Here is a 17,674-nt window from a genome sequence, read left to right as displayed (position 1 = left end):
CCGCTCGCACCGCGACCCCAGGAGCACCGTGTCCACGACCACGCCCGCCGACCCGCCCGCGCTGCGGTTGACCAACCTGCTCCTGGCGCCCGCAGCCCGCACGCGCAGAAACGCGGACGCCGTGTTCGACCGGATGATCGCGCACGCCTCGCGTCGTCGCGCACCGCTGAGCGCGGAGAACGCCGCCGACCTGGAGCACCTGCGGCTCGCGCTGCGCGCGTTCGCGGACTTCCCCGGCCTGAGCCCGCTCGGCTGGGCGGCGGGCCAGGAGCTGGTACGGCTACGGGTCCGCATCCGCGTGGTCGTGGGCGACCTGCGCGCCCGCCACCCCGAGGTCGCCGATGAGCCCGTCACGGCGCCGGTGTTCGTGGTCGGCATGCCGCGCACAGGTACGACGCTCACCTACAACATCGTGTCCCGGTCACCCGCCCACCGCGGGCCGAAGCTGTGGGAGATGACCTACCCGGGTCTGGCCGTCGACGACGCGCAGCAGGCCGCCCTGATCCGGCGTACGAGGCGCAAGTTCGCGATGACGTCGCGCCTGAGCGCGACGTGGGACACCATCCACCCGATGTACGCGGCGTCCGAGGAGGAGGACACATTCATCCGCGCCCACTCGGAGATGCACGCCTCCGCCGTGCCCATGCCGGACTACCTCGACCGGCTGGCCACCTTCGACCACCGGCCGGACTACCGGTTCCTGCGCGACACGCTGCAGCTGCTGTCCTACGGCCGGCCCGCCCGCCGGTGGGTGCTGAAGCACCCTGCGAACCTCTTCCACCTGGCGGCGATCCGCGACGTGTTCCCCGACGCGCGGTTCGTGTGGACGCACCGGTCGCCCGAGGTGGCCCTGGCCTCGCTGTGCTCGCTGGCCGAGTCCGCGCGACGGATCCACCGGCGCCCGGACGCCGTGGACGTCGCCGGTATCGGCCCGGAGTGGCTGGCGATCATGGCCCGGGGCGTGTCCCGCGCGCTCGAGCAGCGCGCCGCGCTGGGGCCCGACGTCGTGCTCGACCTGCCGTACGACCGGCTCACGGGCGACCCGGGCGCCGTCCTGCCCGACCTGTTCGACCGGCTCGGCACGCAGTGGGGACCCGACGACGACGCACATCTGGCCGCGGCGCTTGAAGCGCCCCGGAACCGGCCGGCCCACCGCTACACGCTCGACCGCTTCGGACTGGAGCCCGACCAGGTCGGCGCGGCCTTCGCCGGGTACCGGACGCTGCTCGCCACGCTCGCGCCGTGACCGCACCCACGACCACGGGCCTCCCGGGCTCGTGACACCCGGGTCCGGGTGTCACGAGCCCAGGCGGCGTCAGAGCGACGCGGCCGACGTGTACAGCGTCTGTGCGACGTCACCCAGGTACGGGCCGAACATGTAGTTGCGCATGCTGCCGCCGCGGTACTTGAAGGAGTTCACGGAGTTGAGCACGCCCACGCCGGTGGACTCGGAGTAGTTGACGAACCAGGGGCCGCCGGACGACCCGCCGGTCAGGTTGCAGTCCAGGCCCTGGTCGGAGCTGCCCCCGAACGTGTCCTGCACGACGGTGCCGTGGCACCACGCGATGTCCGTACCGTCGTAAGGGTTGGCGGCCGGGTAGCCGAACGAGTACATGTACTGGCCGCGCGCCTGGTTGAAGCCGATGGCCTGCCCGCCTACGACGTCCGTCAGGTGGGCGCCGTTCAGCGTGTTCAGCACGGCGAACGCGACGTCGTAGTCGAAGTCGCCGCTGTTCTGCCACTGCGTGGTGGTGGTGAGCTGGCGTGCGGTGAACGTGCCGTAGGGGCGGGCGCCGTCGTCGTAGGCGGGGACGAACGCCCAGTTCGTGGCGAACGCCCCGGGGCCCTCGTTGACGCAGTGGCCGGCGGTGAGGACGACGTCCTTGTTCCCCGAGCTCACGGCGCTGCCCGAGCAGACGTAGTTCACGCCGCCGAGCGTGAAGAACACCTTTCCGGTGGTGTCGACCACCTCACCGCCGCCCGAGTAGTACCCACCCACGAACGCCGCGGACGGGGCGGGCTTGGCGGCTGCCTGCGGGACGACGGTCGGGCGGCCCGCCGCCACCGTGCCGCCGGCCGAGGACTTGTCCTTGCCTGCGACCAGAACGTCCGCGGGCACGGCGTCACGCATCCGCTGCGGGGTCCAGTAGTCGGCCACCCGGTCCTGGGCCGCCCGGGTGGTCGCCGCGCTGTGGACCGTGATGTCGCCGGTGCTCTCGCTGGCCTGCGACGGCGCACCGAACGCGACGGCCACGCTGCCGCCGAGCACCAGGGCGGCCAGGCCACCGAGCAGGGTGCGGGAGAGGTTGCTACGCATGCTGCCTCCTTGATCACACTCGCCGCCGGAGTGGCGGCCGTGTGATCGTGCGGCCTGGGTGATTCGACCACAAGAGGGCTTTATGTCCAGGATGTAAATTTTCTCCTGGGCAATGCGCTCCCAGGTTCGCGGGCGCCGGGTGCACCGCCGGCGGACTACCCTCGACGCGTGAGCACCACTGCCCCCGCCTCCCGCACCTCGCCGTTCTGGCCCGCCGCCGTGGCCGACGCCGTCGCCGTCCTCGTCTTCACGGTCGTCGGCATCGCGTCGCACGACGGGTCGCTGGTCGCCGCCCTGGGCCGCGTGGTGTGGCCCTTCGCCCTGGCCGCCGCGATCGGCTGGGCCGTGAGCCGCGCGTGGCGCGACCCGGCGCGTCCCTGGCCCACCGGTGTGATCGTCTGGGCCGTCACCGTGCTCGGCGGCCTGGCGCTGCGCGGCCTCACGGGCGGCGGGCTGGCCTGGTCGTTCGCGCTGGTCACCGCGATCTTCCTGGCGATCACGATGCTCGGCTGGCGCGCCCTGGTGGCGGGCATCCGCCGCGGCCAGGCCCGCGCGGCCGAGAGCTGACGACGGCCCGGTCCGACATCGACGATGCACCTGCTGCCAGGACGCGCCCCTTCCTGGCAGCAGGTGCATGGTCGCGCGGCTCGGCAAGCGGTCGCGCGGCTCGGCGAGCGGGCGCCGGCGCAGCTCGCCGAGGCTCAGCCCCGGAGGGCCTCGACGATCGCCGGCGCCAGCGCGCGGAACGCCTTGCCGCGGTGGGAGATCGCGTTCTTCTCGTCCGCGGACAGCTCCGCGGCCGTCCGGGCGCCGTCCACGACCAGGATCGGGTCGTAGCCGAACCCGTTGGCGCCGCGCGGCGCCGTGGCCAGCACGCCGCGCATCTCTCCGAGCCGCACCTCCTCGCGCCCGTCGGGCGTGACCAGCGCGGCCGCGCACACGAAGCCGGCCTGGCGGTGCTCGGCGCGCACGTCGCCGAGCTGGCCGAGCAGCAGCTCCAGGTTGGCGAGGTCGTCCCCGTGCTTGCCGGCCCAGCGGGCCGAGAAGATGCCGGGCGCCCCGCCCAGCACGTCGACGGCCAGGCCCGAGTCGTCGGCGACGGCGGGCAGCCCGGTCGCCGCGCACACGGCGCGCGCCTTGATCAGGGCGTTCTCGGCGAAGGTGACGCCGTCCTCCACGGGCTCCGGCGCGCCCACCTCGCCTGAGGTGACCAGCTCGCCGTCGGGCAGGTCCAGACCCGCCTCGGTGAGGATCGCGCGCAGCTCCGGGACCTTCTTGGCGTTGTGCGTGGCGAGGACGATCCGGGCCGTCATGCCAGGTCCTGCGCGAGGGCGTCCTGCTGGATCGTGGCGAGCTCGGCCGTGCCGCCCACCGCGAGGTCGAGCAGGGCGTCGAGCTCGGCGCGGTCGAACGGCGCGTGCTCCGCGGTGCCCTGCACCTCGATGAACTTGCCGCCGCCCGTGACCACCACGTTCATGTCGGTCTCGGCGCGCACGTCCTCGACGTAGGGCAGGTCGAGCATCGGGGTGCCGTCGATGATGCCCACCGAGACGGCGGCGACCGAGTCGGCGAGCACCTGCTTGCCGCCCTTGATGTGCCCGTGACGACGGCCCCACGCGATCGCGTCGGCGAGGGCCACGTACGCACCGGTGATCGCGGCGGTGCGGGTGCCGCCGTCGGCCTGGAGCACGTCGCAGTCGAGCACGATGGAGTTCTCCCCCAGCGCGCTCATGTCGACGACGGCGCGCAGCGAGCGGCCGATCAGCCGCGAGATCTCGTGCGTGCGCCCGCCGATCTTGCCCTTCACGGACTCGCGCTGGCTGCGCTCGTTGGTGGCGCGCGGCAGCATCGCGTACTCGGCGGTGACCCAGCCCTCGCCCGAGCCCTTGCGCCAGCGCGGCACGCCCTCGGTGAACGACGCGACGCACAGCACGCGCGTGCGGCCGAACTCCACGAGCACCGAACCCTCGGCCTCGTCGAGCCATCCCCGGGTGATCTTCACGGGGCGGAGCTGGTCGGTGGCGCGCCCGTCGGCGCGCACGATCTGGTCGGTGCTGGAGGTCATGCGCCCAGCCTAGGTGGTGCGGACGACGATCATTTCGCGCTCCGGAAAGCACGCCGCTGACCTGCCAGAACGTGTCGCGCGTCACGCACGGGGCGTGGCGCCGGTAACGGTTCCGACACGATGTCGTCGCTAGGCTTCACCCCGTGAACGACGCGCCCATCGGGATCTTCGACTCCGGCCTCGGCGGCCTCACGGTCGCGCGCGCCATCCTCGACCAGCTACCCAACGAGCAGGTCCGCTACCTCGGCGACACCGCCAACAGCCCGTACGGCCCCAAGCCGATCGCGGCCGTGCGCGCCATGGCCCTCGACGCCATGGACCGGCTCGTGGCGGACGGCGTGAAGATGCTGGTCATCGCCTGCAACACGGCGTCGTCGGCCATGATGCGTGACGCGCGCGAGCGGTACGAGCAGCGCCACGGCATCCCCGTGGTCGAGGTCATCCTGCCCGCGGCCCGGGCCGCGGTGACCGCCACCCGGACGGGCCGGATCGGCGTCATCGGTACGCGCACCACGGTGCAGTCGCGCGCGTACGACGACGCCTTCCACGTGACCCCCGGGCTGACGATCACGAGCCAGGCCTGCCCCGAGTTCGTGCGCTTCGTCGAGGAGGGCCGCACGTCCGGCCCGGAGGTGCAGAAGTTCGCGCACGAGTACCTCGACCCGGTCAAGGCGGCCGGCGTCGACACGCTCGTGCTCGGCTGCACGCACTACCCGCTGCTCGCGGGCGCCATCTCCTACGTCATGGGCGAGGACGTCACGCTGGTCTCCAGCGCCGACGAGACCGCCAAGGACGTGTACCGCACCCTCGTGGCGCACGACCTGGAGCGCTCCCCCGACGCCGGCGCCCCGGTGCACCGGTTCCTGACCACGGGCGACCCGGCGCCGTTCGGCCAGCTCGCCAGCCGGTTCCTCGGCCCCGAGGTGTCTCTCGTGGAGGCGGTCTGATGCGCCTCGTCCCCCTCGGGGTCTCCGGCTCGTTCCCCGGCCCCGCGACGCCCGCGTCGTCGTACCTGGTGCAGGTCACCGCGGCGGAGTCGGCCGCGGCCGGCTACGAGGCGCGCGACTGGAACGTCCTGCTCGACCTCGGCAACGGCGCGTTCGGCGCGCTGCAGCAGCACGTCGACCCCCACGCGCTCGACGCGGTGTCCATCTCGCACCTGCACCCCGACCACTGCGCGGACCTCGCGGGCCTCTACGTCTACCTGCGCTACCACCCCGAGCACGGGTCGCTGCGGGCCGGGCGCCGGGACAAGCCCCTGCCGGTCTACGGGCCGTCGACGGCCGAGCGGCACGTCGCCCAGTCCTACGGGCTGAGCGACGGCGAGTCCATGGAGAACGACTTCGAGTTCCGCTCCTGGGCCGACCACAAGCAGATCGAGGTCGGGCCGCTGACCATCGAGCCGTACCGCGTCTACCACCCGGTCGAGACGTACGGTGTGCGGGTCACCGGACCGTCGTCGTCCGGTGGCACGACGACGCTCGCCTACACCGGCGACACCGACGCCTGCACCTCCGTGGTCGAGCTCGCGCGCGACGCCGACCTGCTGCTCAGCGAGGCGGCGTTCCTGGAGGGGCGCGACGACGTCGTGGAGCGCGGGATCCATCTCACCGGGCACCGCGCCGGACAGGTGGCGACCGAGGCCGGCGCCCGCCGGCTGCTGCTCACGCACCTGCCCGTGTGGAACGACCCGGAGGACACCCTCGCCGAGGCCCGCGGCTCGTACGCGGGCCCGGTGGACGTCGCGGTCCCGGGCACCGTGTACGAGCTCTGACGGCCCGGTCAGGCGGGCCCGGTCAGGCGAGCGGACGGCGCCCGCGCAGCTCCGCGAGCATCACGTCCATGAGGGTCTCCTGGGCGTAGCCCGCGGCGACGAACACCCCGGACCAGAACCGGCGGGCGGCCCGCCCGTCGGTGGCCACCGGGATCTCGCGGCCCGCCTGCCGGTCCCACATGATCTCGTCGGTGAGCTGCATGACCTGGTCGTCGGTCTTCAGCCCGAGCCGCTCGGCGATGACCAGCCGCACGTCCGTGAGCGCCCCGGCGAACTGCTCGGCGTCCTCGCGCGGCACCCGCACCGGCGGCGGCGCCCCGTGCCGGCCCAGCGGCTCGGGCGCGTCCTCGCCCGACGGCAGGTCGAGCAGCGCGGCGAACGCCTCCAGCCGGTCCACCTTGGCCTGGGCGACGTCGTTCTGCGTGAGCCGGCGGAACTCGTCGGCGATGTCCGCGTCGTCCTTGCTCGCGTCCGGCAGGAGCCGCTGCGCCGCGGGGTCGGTCGGCACGCGCCCCACGCCGGTCACCCCCGTGAGGCGGGCCAGGTCGGCGTCGGTCAGCTCGTCCGGCGCGAGCAGGCCGTTGGCCCAGGCCTGCCCCTTGCCCGGCGCGGGGTGCGACGACGGCCCCGGGTCGTCGTCGGCGAACAGCTCCAGGCCCGCCTCCTCGCGGAGCATCGCGGCGACGTCGCGCGCCACCTTGGCGAGGACGACGCGCTCCACCGGTTCGAACCGAGCCTCGTACCCCCGCCGCATGGCGCGGAACGGTGTCATGCGGCTCCCCGCGCGCCCGACTCCTGCAGCGTCGCCCACAACCCGAACCCGTGCATCGCCTGCACATCCACCTCCATGCGCTCGCGCCCACCACTGGACACGACTGCGCGACCGTTCTTGTGCACCTGCGTCATGAGCCGCTCCGCCTTGGCGCGTGGGTACCCGAAGTAGCTCTCGAACACGTACGTCACGTAGGACATCAGGTTCACCGGGTCGTTCCACACGATCGTCACCCACGGGTCGGCGATCCCGGAGGCGAGCGCCTCCTCGGTGTCCTCCTCGACGGCCGTCCCGGCTGACCCCAGGGGCGTGAGCAGCGGCAGCGGGGAAGTTGTCACAGGTCTCACTCTAGGCTGTTTCGTCCCTCGACTGGACACCCCTGTCAGAGATTCCCACCAAGTTGTCGCCGGGCTGTGACCTCAGTCGCGGAGGTCGTCGAGCCGGAGGTCCACGGTCGGGATCGCCGGGTCGCCCTTGGACAGCCGACGGGCGCCGCGCGGCAGCTCGGCACGCACCATCCCGTGGTTGATCGCGGCGTTCGCGACGCCGTACGGACCCACCCAGCGCGAGTCGACGGCGCCGTCCACGACCAGCGGCGCGAGCAGCGGCCGGAGGTCGTCGCTCTGCGGCGTCCACTCCGCCACCGCGGTGTCGGGACCGGTCACCATGATCTCCTCGACGGCGTACCCGTCGCGGCCGTAACGTCGTGCGGCGGCCTTGCGCCCGCCCACCGACGTCTTGTTCGCCGACGCCTTGGCCACCGGCTGCAGCACGCCCGACGCGTCGGCGCGCGCCACCAGCTTGTAGACCATGCCGCAGGTCGGCGCGCCCGACCCCGTGACCAGCGACGTGCCGACGCCGTAGACGTCCACCGGCGCCGCGGCGAGCGACGCGATCGCGTACTCGTCGAGGTCGGAGGTGACGACGATCTTGGTGTCCCGCGCGCCCAGCGAGTCGAGCTGGCGGCGGACCTCCCCCGCCAGTCCCCCGAGGTCGCCCGAGTCGAGCCGCACCGCGCCCAGCCCGGTCCCCGCCACCTCGACGGCGGTCGCCACGCCCTGCCGCACGTCGTAGGTGTCGACCAGCAGCGTGGTGCCCGGGCCCAGCGAGGCGACCTGCGACTCGAAGGCCTCCCGCTCGCTGTCGTGCAGCAGCGTGAAGGCGTGCGCGGCGGTGCCGATGGTGTCGAGCCCGTAGCGCATGCCGGCCTCGAGGTTGGACGTCCCGGCGAAGCCGCCGATGACGGCCGCCCGGGCCGCCGCGACGGCGGCCTGCTCGCTCGCCCGGCGGGAGCCCATCTCCAGCACGGGCCGGTTCCCGGCCGCGCTCGTCATGCGGGAGGCCGCCGACGCCACCGCCGAGTCGTAGTTCAGGATCGACAGGATCAGGGTCTCCAGCAGCACGGCCTCGGCGAACGACCCCTCGACCTGCAGCACGGGCGAGCCGGGGAAGAACACCTCGCCCTCCACGTAGCCCTGGATGGTCCCCGTGAAGCGGTAGTTCGCGAGGTAGTCGAGCGTCCTGCGGTCCACCACGGCGTTGTCCTGCAGGTACGCCAGCTCGGCGTCCTCGAAGACGAAGTGTGGCAGCGCTTCCAGGACACGACCGGTGCCCGCGAGGACGCCGTAGCGGCGGCCCGCGGGCAGGCGCCGCGTGAACACCTCGAACACGCAGTGCCGGTGGGCGGTGCCGTCGGCCAGCGCCGCCTGGAGCATGGTGAGCTCGTAGCGGTCGGTCAGCAGGGCGACCGACGGGCGTACCGCCGGAAGGGGTGCTGCGGGAAGCGGCCGCGGTTCACCGACACCGTTGTCGAGCGCAGGCCACGAGTCTGTGAGCGGAGCGCCGATGCTCCGAAGCTCGTCGGTCATGCACTCACGGTAGGCCAGAGAACTGGCCGGGGCCGGGCGAATACGGCCAGGACGGCCTCTTGTCTCACCATGCGGATCTTCTTGCTCCCGTCCTACTTCTGACCGACGAACCAGCGCCGGACCTGGGCCACGCGCGCCTCCAGCTGGTCGGCGGTCGCCAGGGGCACCTCGGGCCCGCCGCACTTGCGGCGCAGCTCGGTGTGGATGATGCCGTGCGGCTGCCCGCTGCGCTTGGCCCACGCCGAGACGAGCTTGGACAGCTCCTTGCGCAGCTCGCCCGCGCGGCGGTGCTCCTGCTCGGACCGTTCGTTCTCCACCTCGCGCGCGGTGGGGGCACCGCCGCGCGCCTTGAGGTGGTCGGCCTGGCGCTGCCGCAGCAGCGTCGCCACCTGGTCGGGCTCCAGGAGCCCGGGCAGGCCGAGGAAGTCCTGCTCCTCCGCGGAGCCGAGGTCCGCGCTCGTGCCGAACTCGCCGCCGTCGAACAGGACGCGGTCGAACGAGGCCTGGGCCTCCAGCGCCTGGAACGAGCCCAGCAGCTCGCTCGACGCCTTCTCCTCCTTGTTGGCCTCCGCGATCAGCGCGGCCTCGGGGTCGTACTCGATGCCCTGCTCCTCGGCCGTGCGCGGCCGGTCGAGCGCGTGGTCGCGCTCCTGCTCCATCGAGTTCGCCAGGTTCAGCAGCGGCGCGACGCTCGGCAGGAAGATCGACGCCGTCTCGCCACGCTTGCGGGCGCGCACGAACCGGCCGATCGCCTGGGCGAAGAACAGCGGGGTCGAGGCGCTGGTGGCGTACACGCCGACGGCGAGACGCGGCACGTCCACACCCTCCGACACCATGCGGACCGCGACCATCCAGCGGTCCTCGCCCTGCGCGTACTCCTCGATGCGCCCGGAGGCCCCCTCGTCGTCGGACAGGACGACGACGGGGCGCTTGCCGGTGATCTCCTGCAGGTGCGTGGCGTAGGCGCGCGCGTTGTCCTGGTCGGTCGCGATGACCAGGCCGCCGGCGTCGGGCACCGTGCGGCGCACCTCGGTGAGGCGCTTGTCCGCGGCCGCGAGCACCGACGGGATCCACTGCCCCTCGGGGTCCAGCGCGGTGCGCCAGGCCTGCCCGGTCATGTCCTTGGTCATGGCCTCGCCGAGACGGGCGCTGACCTCGTCACCCATCTTGGTGCGCCAGCGCATGTCACCGGCGTAGGACAGGAACAGCACGGGGCGCACGACGTGGTCGCGCAGCGCCTCGCCGTAGCCGTACGTATAGTCCGCCTTGGAGCGGCGGATGCCCTCGCGGTCGGCCTCGTACTGGACGAACGGGATGGCGGACGTGTCGCTGCGGAACGGGGTGCCGGTGAGCGCCAGGCGGCGCTCGGCGCCCTCGAACGCCTCGCGGACGGCGTCGCCCCAGCTCAGGGCGTCACCGCCGTGGTGCACCTCGTCGAGGATCACCAGGGTGCGCGCGGCCTCCGTGCGGGCCCGGTGCAGCGCCGGCTTGGCCGCCACCTGCGCGTACGTGAGGGCGACACCGTCGTAGTGCGAGCCGTGCCGGCCCTGCGAGTTCTTGAAGGCCGGGTCGATGCGGATGCCCACGCGCGCTGCGGCGTCGGCCCACTGGGTCTTCAGGTGCTCGGTGGGGGCCACGACGGTGACCCGCCGGACGATGCCCTGCTCGAGGAGCTCGGTGGCGATGCGGAGCGCGAACGTCGTCTTGCCCGCGCCCGGGGTGGCGACGGCCAGGAAGTCCCGCGGGTTCGTCACGCGGTACTGCTCCAGGGCCTCCGCCTGCCAGGCGCGCAGACTCGACGCCGTACCCCAGGGGGCACGACGTGGAAAGGCAGGGCTGAGCGACGAAGCGGCCGCAGACGACGGTGTGTGGGGCAGCTGCTGCGGCTGGCTCGTCACGTGGTGGAGTCGCCCTCGCCGCCGTCCTGCGGATCGCGGAGACCGTCGTAGATCTCCTTGCACCGGGGACACACCGGGAACTTGCCCGGGTCACGCCCCGGCACCCAGACCTTGCCGCAGAGCGCGATCACGGGCTTACCGCTCATGGCGGACTGCATGATCTTCTCCTTGCGCACGTAGTGCGCGAAACGCTCGTGGTCTCCCGGTTCCGTCTCCTCCCGGGTCTCCTCGCGCTCGAGGACGCTCGTGGCGCCCTGGGTCACGGGGTCGTCCTGCGGGTTGGAGAGTGGTTCGGTCATACCGACAAGTCTACGCGGGACCACCGACACCGATGCCGTCGGCACGCCCCCGGGACGTCCGTTCCGGGCAACTCGTACTCGGAAATCCTTGCGGTCGTGTCGGTGACGACGGATATAACTGTCCGCATGTCACATCCCCACCCTGAGAGGAGCCTCACCCTGCCCGACGACGGCGCCGCCTCCGCGACCGACCTGATCCCTCGCGGCGCACCCGACCCTGTCTGGCCCGACTTCGGCGACCACGACGAGGCCGCGCGCCGCGCCGTCGCCGCCGTCGCGGCGATGCTCGGCCGCCCGGTCCCGGACCGCCCCAAGGAGCCCCGCTCGTCGAGCGAGTGGCTGGCCCGCCGGTGGGACGTCGACGAGAGCACGCTCGTCAACGTCTCCCGCGACATGTCGCGCACCCTGCAGCGGCTGCACGCCTACGCGCTCCAGCGCTGGGTGGACCGGTACCCCGACGACGTCGCCGTGTTCGGCCCCGGCGGAGCGCCGCAGCGCGCCGCGCTCGACCTCGGCGACGGCACCTCGGTGAGCGTGCCCGCCGTCGCCACGGTGCTGTTCCCGGCCGGGTCCGCCTACGACACGGCCGTCGCCGTCGAGGTGGCCTACCGCTACGGGACGCCCACGGTCACCACCTTCACCCCGCCGGGCGGCCTGGCGCTGGCCGAGCGGGTGCTCGCGGACCTGACCCGCACGCTGGAGGCCGACCACCCGTACCGCGGCGGTGTGCTGTCGGCCAGGTCGGGGAACGGCACCGTCGAGCTGACCCCGGTCCGGCACACCGTCCAGGTGCGCGGCGACGTGGTGCTGCCCGCCGAGCTGTGGCGCGAGGTGGACCTGTTCTGCTCCAGCGTGACCACGCGCCGCGAGGCCCTGCGGGCGCTGGGTCACACCACGTCGCGCGGCCTGCTGCTGGCCGGCCGGCCCGGCGTGGGCAAGACGAAGCTGACGCGGGTCATCGCCACGGAGCTCGCCGGGCCGCTCACGGTCGTGCTCGTCACCGCCGAGGTGCTGCGCACCTGGATGACCGAGCTGTACGAGGAGATCCGCGGCCTCGGGGCCTGTCTCGTGGTGCTGGAGGAGATCGACTCGGTCGCCTCCAAGGGCTCGCGCGGCGACACCTCGTTCGCCGAGTTCCTCGACGCCCTGGACGGCACCCGCAGCTCGGACGACGTGCTGACCCTCGCCACCACGAACGACCCCGACGCGCTGGACCCGGCCGTGAAGCGTCCCGGGCGCTTCGACACGATCATCGAGGTGCCCCCGCCGGACCAGGCCGGGCGCACGGAGATCCTGCGGCTGTTCCTGCCGCCGGACGCCTCCGTCGACGTGGACCTCGTCGCGTCCTACCTCGACGGGGCCACGGGCGCCGACCTGCGCGAGGTGGCCCGCCGCTCCATCCTGGAGCACGGCCCCGACGGCCTCACGACCAGCCGGGTCGCCGACGTGGCGACGTCCGGGCGGTGGAAGCCCGCGCCGGTCGCGGGCAACTACCTCTGACGTGTCGGGTGCTCAGGTCACCGACGTGACCTGGACGCCCGGCACGTGCCTACAGGCCCTGCCAGGCGGGCTTGTCGGCGTACGTCTGCCGGTAGTAGTCGCCGAGCTGGAGCCGAGAGGCGGCCGCGTCGTCGACCAGCACGGTCGCGTGCGGGTGCAGCTGCATGATCGTGGCGGGCCACATCGCCGACACGGGGCCCTCCACGAGCTGGTGCACCGCCTCGGCCTTGGCCCGCCCGGTGGCGAGCAGCACCAGGTGTCGCGCCGACATGATCGTGGCGAGCCCCTGGGTCAGGCAGTGCCGCGGCACGTCCTCGACGGACCCGCCGAAGAACCGCGCGTTGTCCTCGCGGGTCTGCTTCGTCAGGGTCTTGATCCGCGTGCGGGAGGCGAGCGAGGAGCCCGGCTCGTTGAACGCGATGTGGCCGTCGGTGCCGATCCCCAGGATCTGCAGGTCCACGCCCCCGGCGTCCGCGATCGCCTGCTCGTAGGCGGCGCACGCCGCGGGCAGGTCGTCGGCCAGGCCGTCGGGACCCTGCACCGCGCCGGGCGCGAGGTCGACGCGGGAGGCGAACTCCTTCTCGATCACGTTGCGGTACCGCTCCGGGTGGTCGGCGCTCAGGCCGACGTACTCGTCGAGCATGAACGCCCGGGCCCGCGCGAACGAGAGCCCTTCCTTGTGCCGGGTGGCGAGCTCGTCGTAGACGGCGAGCGGCGACGACCCGGTGGCCAGCCCCAGCACCGTCTCGGGGTTGGCGCGCAGCAGGCCCTCCACGGCGTCCGCCGCCAGCCTCGCCAGCTCGGCCGCCGGCGCGATCACGACCTCCATCAGCTCCTCCTCCCCAGCACCGCGGCGCCCACCGCCGCGACCGGAACGTGCGTCGGCGCCAGCCTGACCCGCTCCGCCAGCTTCAGCGACCCGAGGAACGACGACACCTTCGCCTGCTCGCGCAGCGCGTCCTGCACCGCGTCCAGCAGCTCGGTGCCGAGCAGTGCCACGCCGCCGCCGAGCACGACGTGCCGCACGTCGGTGGCCAGCACCAGGAGGCGCACGGCGGACGCCGTCGCGGACGCGAACCGGTCCTTGACCGCGATCGCCTCCTCGTCGCCGGCCCGCGCCGCCTCGAACAGCTCCACCGGGGCGGGCTTGCCGTACCGCGACGGCCACGCCGCCTCCAGCGCCTTGCCCGACGCGAACCGCTCCAGGCAGCCGCGCTGGCCGCACGGGCACTCCGGCCCGAGCGGGTCCACCGGGATGTGCCCGATCTCGCCGGCCGCGCCGCTCGCGCCGCGGCGCAGCTCGCCGTCCAGCACCAGGCCGGACGCGAGGCCCGTACCCAGGGCGAGGAACGCGAGGTCCTCGTGCTCGGGCGCCCCGCCGGAGGGGCTCTCCGAGCGCTCCAGCACGTGCGCGGCGCCGACGGCGGCCACGTTGAGGTCGTTCTCGACCACCACCGGCACGCCGCCCAGGGCCAGGGAGAGCAGGTCGGCGAGCGGCAGCTCGTCGTCGTGCACCCCCAGGTTGACCGCGTGCTTCACGGTGCCGGACACGTGGTCGACGATGCCGGGGATGCCCAGCCCGACGCCGACCACGGCCGCGAGCTCCACCCCGCCCGACTCCACCACGTCCCGCACCGCCTGCGCCGCGCCAGCGACCAGGCCCTCGGCGCCGTGCACCGTGGACCGGCGCACCGTGGCGACCACCTCGCCCGCCGGGTCGAGGAGCGCACCGAGAATCTTGGTGCCGCCGATGTCGAGGCCGACCGTGTACTCGGGCGCGCGCCCGGTCACCGACCGGGCGCCACCCTCCCGCTTGCCGACCTTTCCCATCCCGACCTTTCGCTTGCTCGACTCACCCGCGGAACGACCACCTCTGGACTTCTGCCTACCGCCCATCAGCCCTTCACCGCGCCGGAGACCAGCCCGCCGGTCATCCGACCCTGCACGATCAGGAAGAAGATCACCGCGGGGATGGCGATGAGCACCGACGCGGCCATCACCGCACCCCAGTTGGTGGCCTGCGTGGCCTGCACGAACGTCCGCAGCCAGAGCGGGAGGGTCATCGCGTCGGGCCGCTGCATGATCACCAGCGCCATGACGAACTCGTTCCACGCCTGGATGAAGGCGAACACGCCGGTGGCCACCAGGCCCGGCGCGAGCAGCGGGAACGTGACCCGCCAGAACGCGCCCACCCGGGAGCACCCGTCGATCATGGCAGCCTCCTCCAGCTCCTTGGGTACACCGTTCACGAATCCGCGCAGCGTCCAGACGGTGAACGGCAGCACACCGGCGGCGTACACGATGGTCAGGCCGATGATCGTGTTCAGGAGCTGCCAGCCGTCGATGATCCGGAACATCGAGATGATCATCGCCTCTCCCGGGATCATCTGGACGACCAGGATCAGCACGATGAACGTCCGGCGGCCCTTGAACTGGAACCGGGTGAGGGCCAGCGCCGCGACGAAGCCCACGACCAGAGTGATGACGAGGGTCAGGAACGTGACGCCGACGGAGTTCGCCACGGCCGGCGGGAACGGTGCCCGGACCTGGCCGAACATCGCCGAGCGGTAGTTGTCCAGGGTGAACACGTCCGGCGTCGGGAAGAACGCCAGGTTCTCGCCGCGGATCCGGTTGTTCGGCAGGAACGACGTACTGACCATCCAGTACACGGGGAACGCCGACAGGGCGAAGACGATGACGGCGACGACGCCGTACCCGGTGTCGGCCAGGCGCCTACGGATCTTGATCACTGCTCGTCCTCCCGCAGCGTGCGCCGCACGTAGGGATAGGCGATGGCCAGCATGACGACGACGAAGACGACGCCGATCGCGCTCGCCAGGCCGTAGTGCCCCTGGGCCATGCCCATCTGGTAGATGTAGACGCCGATGGTGTTGGTCAGCTCGCGGTCGCCGCCGATGTCCTGCAGCACGAACACCTGGGTGAACAGCTTCAGGTCCCAGATCATGGAGAGCACCACGAGCACGGTGATGATGCTGCGCACGTACGGCACCTGGATGAGCCGGAAGCGCTGGAACGCGCTCGCGCCGTCGAGCTGCGCCGCCTCCATGACCTCCTCCGGCACCTGCGTCAGGCCCGCGTACAGCGTGAACGCGACGAACGGCACCGCACCCCACACGACGATGCAGGTGAGGATCGTGAAGAACGACAACGGGTTGAGCAGCCAGGAGTAGCCGAACCACCGGTCCCCGGTGATCGCCGTGAGCACGTTGTTCACCACGCCGTACTGCGTGTCGAAGATCCAGCCCCACACGGTGGTCGCGGCCAGCGACGGCATGGCCCACGCCAGCAGCAGGCCCACCGACACCAGGAGGCGCAGGGCCTTGCCGACGCGCATCATCAGCAGCGCGACGAGCATGCCGAGCACCATCGTGATCACCACGAGGACGACCATGAGCACGAAGCTGCGCAGCAGGACGGTCCAGAAACCGTCGACGTCGGTCAGGATCGTCATGTAGTTGTCGAGCCCGACCCACTCGGCGGGCATGCCCATGAGCTGGGCGCGCTCGTACTCCTGGAACGACATCACGACGAGGCGGAGGACGGGGTAGCCCGTCAGCACGCCGAGCAGGATCATCGTGGCCGAGAGCATCAGCCACGGCAGGTAGGGGGTCCGGTTCTTCTGCCGGATCTCTTGGTGGGGCGCGGCCACCGGTGGGTCGAGAAGTTGGGAGCTCATGTCCTGTCTTCCTGCGAGGCGCACGGCAGCCGGGCTCCGCGCGGGAGCGGCCGACGGCGTCAGACGGGCAGTGGTGTCCCGTCCCGCCCGGGATCCTTGGGTCACCGGGCGGGACGGGAAGTCGTGCTGACGACGATCAGCTGTTGAGGATCGCCTCGATGTCGGCGTCCAGCTTCTCGGCCACCGTCTTCACGTCGTCGCCGGCGGCGATCCGCGAGAAGGCGGTCTGCAGCAGGCTCTGCGACTCGACGTCGGCCCACTTCGGGGAGGCCGGCGTGAGCTTCGCGTTGGCGGCGGCCTCGGCGGCGGCCTTGCCGATCGAGGTCGACTGGTCGACCTTCTCGAAGAGCGAGGTCTTGGCCGGGAACAGGCCGATGCCGGCGAGGATGGACTGGTACTCGTCGCTCAGCAGGATCTCGTAGGCGCTCATCGCGAGGTCGGGACGGGCCGACTTCTGCGCGATGGCGATGTTCGAGCCACCGGCGAACACCTGCGCGGCGCCGCCGTCCTTGCCCGGCAGGGCCAGGCCCTGGAGGTCGGAGCCGTAGGTGGAGGCGCAACCGGGCACGCCGTCCGGGTCCTCGGGCTTCTCGGGCGCGTTGATGGACCACTGGATCCAGCTCGGCGCCGAGAGGAAGGCGACCTTGCCCTCGCAGAACGGCACCTGCAGGTCGGTCTCCTGTGCGTCGGACGGTGCGTTGTTGCCCTTGGTCATGATGGTCTGGATCTGCTCCAGGCCGGCGAGGCCGCCCTCGGAGGAGAAGCCGGCGTCCCACGTGCCGTCCTCGGCCTGCTCGGCGACGTAGCCGCCGTTCTCCCAGATGAAGGGCAGCGCGTTGTACCAGTCCTGACCGGGCCAGTACACACCCGAGAGGTCGTCCGTCTTCAGGTCGACGGCGGTCTCGACGTACTCGTCGAGCGTGGTCGGCACCTTGGTGTCGCCCAGGACCTGCTCGGAGTAGAAGACCACGCGCGAGCCCGAGTAGTACGGCAGGGCGTAGTGCTTGCCGTCCCAGTCACCGGCCTCGACGAAGCCCGGGAGCAGGTCGGAGCCGCCCAGGTTCTCGAACTCGTCCGCGGTGATCTCACGGAAGTAGCCGTTCGAGGTGAACGCGGCGGCCTGGGTGTTGCCGATCTCCACCACGTCGGGGGCGTCCGAGCCGGCCAGCGCCGTCGTGTACTTGTCGACGAGGCCGTCCCAGGCCTGCTCCTCGATCGTGAGGGTGCTGCCCGGGTTCTCCTCCTCGAAGGTCTTCTTCAGGTAGTCGCGCGCCTCGGGGGGCGTGTCGGTACCGACGAGCCAGACCCGGACCTCGCCGGGGCCGGTCTCCTCGGGGGCGGCGGCACCGCCGGCGTTACCGCAGGCGCTGAGCGCGAGCGTCAGGGTGATCGCCGACGCCGCAGCGCCGACGAGACGGTTCTTGTTCACGTGTGGGTTCCTCCCGGGATACGACCGTGTGTCGCGGAACAAAGGGAAAGCTCGA

General features: G+C 72.2%; 18 protein-coding genes. 5 read left to right on the top strand and 13 right to left on the bottom strand.

What is annotated here, in order from left to right:
• Positions 1–28 precede the first annotated feature (28 nt).
• Positions 29–1,246: a sulfotransferase family protein gene (locus ACH45N_RS07885; protein WP_397392780.1), complete on the top strand. Its 1,218-nt coding sequence runs from the start codon at positions 29–31 to the stop codon at positions 1,244–1,246.
• A gap of 69 nt (positions 1,247–1,315) precedes the next feature.
• On the opposite strand, the gene ACH45N_RS07880 is transcribed toward ACH45N_RS07885, so the two are convergent.
• On the bottom strand, positions 1,316–2,317 hold the full coding sequence (locus ACH45N_RS07880) for a trypsin-like serine peptidase (protein WP_397392778.1): 1,002 nt from the start codon (positions 2,315–2,317) through the stop codon (positions 1,316–1,318).
• A gap of 168 nt (positions 2,318–2,485) precedes the next feature.
• Between ACH45N_RS07880 and ACH45N_RS07875 the strand changes: the two genes are divergently transcribed.
• Positions 2,486–2,884 carry a DUF3054 domain-containing protein gene (locus ACH45N_RS07875; RefSeq protein ID WP_397392776.1) on the top strand — a complete coding sequence of 133 codons (399 nt, stop codon included), beginning with the start codon at positions 2,486–2,488 and terminating at the stop codon, positions 2,882–2,884.
• A gap of 134 nt (positions 2,885–3,018) precedes the next feature.
• Here ACH45N_RS07875 and rdgB read toward each other — a convergent pair whose 3' ends face one another.
• Both rdgB and rph read right to left on the bottom strand, forming a co-directional pair.
• Positions 3,019–3,630: an RdgB/HAM1 family non-canonical purine NTP pyrophosphatase gene (gene rdgB / locus ACH45N_RS07870; RefSeq protein WP_397392774.1), complete on the bottom strand. Its 612-nt coding sequence runs from the start codon at positions 3,628–3,630 to the stop codon at positions 3,019–3,021.
• Positions 3,627–4,382: a ribonuclease PH gene (gene rph, locus ACH45N_RS07865; protein ID WP_397392772.1), complete on the bottom strand. Its 756-nt coding sequence runs from the start codon at positions 4,380–4,382 to the stop codon at positions 3,627–3,629. Before rph ends, rdgB begins: the two co-directional genes overlap by 4 nt.
• 143 nt (positions 4,383–4,525) lie before the next feature.
• Here rph and murI point away from each other — a divergent pair, with 143 nt between their 5' ends.
• Together murI and ACH45N_RS07855 are read left to right on the top strand one after the other, a co-directional pair.
• On the top strand, positions 4,526–5,329 hold the full coding sequence (murI, locus tag ACH45N_RS07860; protein WP_285102916.1) for a glutamate racemase: 804 nt from the start codon (positions 4,526–4,528) through the stop codon (positions 5,327–5,329).
• Entirely contained in the window at positions 5,329–6,156 is an 828-nt protein-coding gene (locus ACH45N_RS07855) for an MBL fold metallo-hydrolase (RefSeq protein WP_397392770.1), read from the top strand. The genes murI and ACH45N_RS07855 overlap by 1 nt, the downstream gene beginning before the upstream one ends.
• A 22-nt stretch (positions 6,157–6,178) precedes the next feature.
• Here the strand turns inward: ACH45N_RS07855 and ACH45N_RS07850 are convergent, their stop codons facing one another.
• From ACH45N_RS07850 to ACH45N_RS07830, 5 genes are all read right to left on the bottom strand, one after another.
• Positions 6,179–6,928, bottom strand: a complete 750-nt coding sequence (locus ACH45N_RS07850) for a DUF2017 family protein (protein ID WP_397392768.1) — start codon at positions 6,926–6,928, stop codon at positions 6,179–6,181.
• Entirely contained in the window at positions 6,925–7,233 is a 309-nt protein-coding gene (clpS, locus tag ACH45N_RS07845) for an ATP-dependent Clp protease adapter ClpS (protein ID WP_397393825.1), read from the bottom strand. The genes ACH45N_RS07850 and clpS overlap by 4 nt, the downstream gene beginning before the upstream one ends.
• 114 nt (positions 7,234–7,347) lie before the next feature.
• On the bottom strand, positions 7,348–8,796 hold the full coding sequence (locus tag ACH45N_RS07840) for a nicotinate phosphoribosyltransferase (RefSeq protein WP_397392766.1): 1,449 nt from the start codon (positions 8,794–8,796) through the stop codon (positions 7,348–7,350).
• Positions 8,797–8,888: 92 nt separating this feature from the next.
• A complete protein-coding gene (locus tag ACH45N_RS07835) occupies positions 8,889–10,694 on the bottom strand; it encodes a DEAD/DEAH box helicase (RefSeq protein WP_397392764.1) in 1,806 nt (601 codons plus the stop codon).
• Positions 10,691–10,993 (bottom strand): DUF3039 domain-containing protein, encoded by a 303-nt coding sequence (locus ACH45N_RS07830; RefSeq protein ID WP_397392762.1) that lies wholly within the window; start codon positions 10,991–10,993, stop codon positions 10,691–10,693. The genes ACH45N_RS07835 and ACH45N_RS07830 overlap by 4 nt, the downstream gene beginning before the upstream one ends.
• A 126-nt stretch (positions 10,994–11,119) precedes the next feature.
• Here ACH45N_RS07830 and ACH45N_RS07825 point away from each other — a divergent pair, with 126 nt between their 5' ends.
• Positions 11,120–12,493 carry an AAA family ATPase gene (locus ACH45N_RS07825; RefSeq protein WP_397392760.1) on the top strand — a complete coding sequence of 458 codons (1,374 nt, stop codon included), beginning with the start codon at positions 11,120–11,122 and terminating at the stop codon, positions 12,491–12,493.
• Between the two features lie 49 nt (positions 12,494–12,542).
• Here the strand turns inward: ACH45N_RS07825 and nagB are convergent, their stop codons facing one another.
• The 5 genes from nagB to ACH45N_RS07800 form a co-directional block, all read right to left on the bottom strand.
• The gene (nagB, locus tag ACH45N_RS07820; RefSeq protein WP_397392758.1) at positions 12,543–13,322 is read right to left on the bottom strand and encodes a glucosamine-6-phosphate deaminase; all 780 of its coding nucleotides are present in this window, start codon (positions 13,320–13,322) and stop codon (positions 12,543–12,545) included.
• A complete protein-coding gene (locus tag ACH45N_RS07815; protein WP_397392756.1) occupies positions 13,322–14,323 on the bottom strand; it encodes an ROK family protein in 1,002 nt (333 codons plus the stop codon). The genes nagB and ACH45N_RS07815 overlap by 1 nt, the downstream gene beginning before the upstream one ends.
• 65 nt (positions 14,324–14,388) lie before the next feature.
• On the bottom strand, positions 14,389–15,243 hold the full coding sequence (locus tag ACH45N_RS07810; RefSeq protein ID WP_397392754.1) for a carbohydrate ABC transporter permease: 855 nt from the start codon (positions 15,241–15,243) through the stop codon (positions 14,389–14,391).
• Complete coding sequence (locus ACH45N_RS07805) at positions 15,240–16,190, bottom strand: carbohydrate ABC transporter permease (RefSeq protein ID WP_397392752.1); 951 nt, start codon at positions 16,188–16,190, stop codon at positions 15,240–15,242. Before ACH45N_RS07805 ends, ACH45N_RS07810 begins: the two co-directional genes overlap by 4 nt.
• A gap of 136 nt (positions 16,191–16,326) precedes the next feature.
• Positions 16,327–17,619 (bottom strand): extracellular solute-binding protein, encoded by a 1,293-nt coding sequence (locus tag ACH45N_RS07800; protein WP_397392750.1) that lies wholly within the window; start codon positions 17,617–17,619, stop codon positions 16,327–16,329.
• Positions 17,620–17,674: the final 55 nt, after the last annotated feature.

The organism is Promicromonospora sp. NPDC019610 (genome assembly GCF_044389365.1).
Lineage (GTDB): Bacteria > Actinomycetota > Actinomycetes > Actinomycetales > Cellulomonadaceae > Promicromonospora.
Note: the sequence above shows the minus strand (reverse complement) of the source record. Positions and strands in the feature narration are given on the sequence as shown.

What these genes read in the sequence shown, in the direction of transcription:
- ACH45N_RS07805 (WP_397392752.1), bottom strand. Translation starts at nt 16,190, where the DNA reads ATGAGCTCCCAACTTCTCGACCCACCGGTGGCCGCGCCCCACCAAGAG.
- ACH45N_RS07880 (WP_397392778.1), bottom strand. Translation starts at nt 2,317, where the DNA reads ATGCGTAGCAACCTCTCCCGCACCCTGCTCGGTGGCCTGGCCGCCCTG.
- ACH45N_RS07825 (WP_397392760.1), top strand. Translation starts at nt 11,120, where the DNA reads ATGTCACATCCCCACCCTGAGAGGAGCCTCACCCTGCCCGACGACGGC.
- rdgB (WP_397392774.1), bottom strand. Translation starts at nt 3,630, where the DNA reads ATGACGGCCCGGATCGTCCTCGCCACGCACAACGCCAAGAAGGTCCCG.
- ACH45N_RS07850 (WP_397392768.1), bottom strand. Translation starts at nt 6,928, where the DNA reads ATGACACCGTTCCGCGCCATGCGGCGGGGGTACGAGGCTCGGTTCGAA.
- rph (WP_397392772.1), bottom strand. Translation starts at nt 4,382, where the DNA reads ATGACCTCCAGCACCGACCAGATCGTGCGCGCCGACGGGCGCGCCACC.
- ACH45N_RS07840 (WP_397392766.1), bottom strand. Translation starts at nt 8,796, where the DNA reads ATGACCGACGAGCTTCGGAGCATCGGCGCTCCGCTCACAGACTCGTGG.
- ACH45N_RS07855 (WP_397392770.1), top strand. Translation starts at nt 5,329, where the DNA reads ATGCGCCTCGTCCCCCTCGGGGTCTCCGGCTCGTTCCCCGGCCCCGCG.
- nagB (WP_397392758.1), bottom strand. Translation starts at nt 13,322, where the DNA reads ATGGAGGTCGTGATCGCGCCGGCGGCCGAGCTGGCGAGGCTGGCGGCG.
- ACH45N_RS07830 (WP_397392762.1), bottom strand. Translation starts at nt 10,993, where the DNA reads ATGACCGAACCACTCTCCAACCCGCAGGACGACCCCGTGACCCAGGGC.
- ACH45N_RS07815 (WP_397392756.1), bottom strand. Translation starts at nt 14,323, where the DNA reads ATGGGAAAGGTCGGCAAGCGGGAGGGTGGCGCCCGGTCGGTGACCGGG.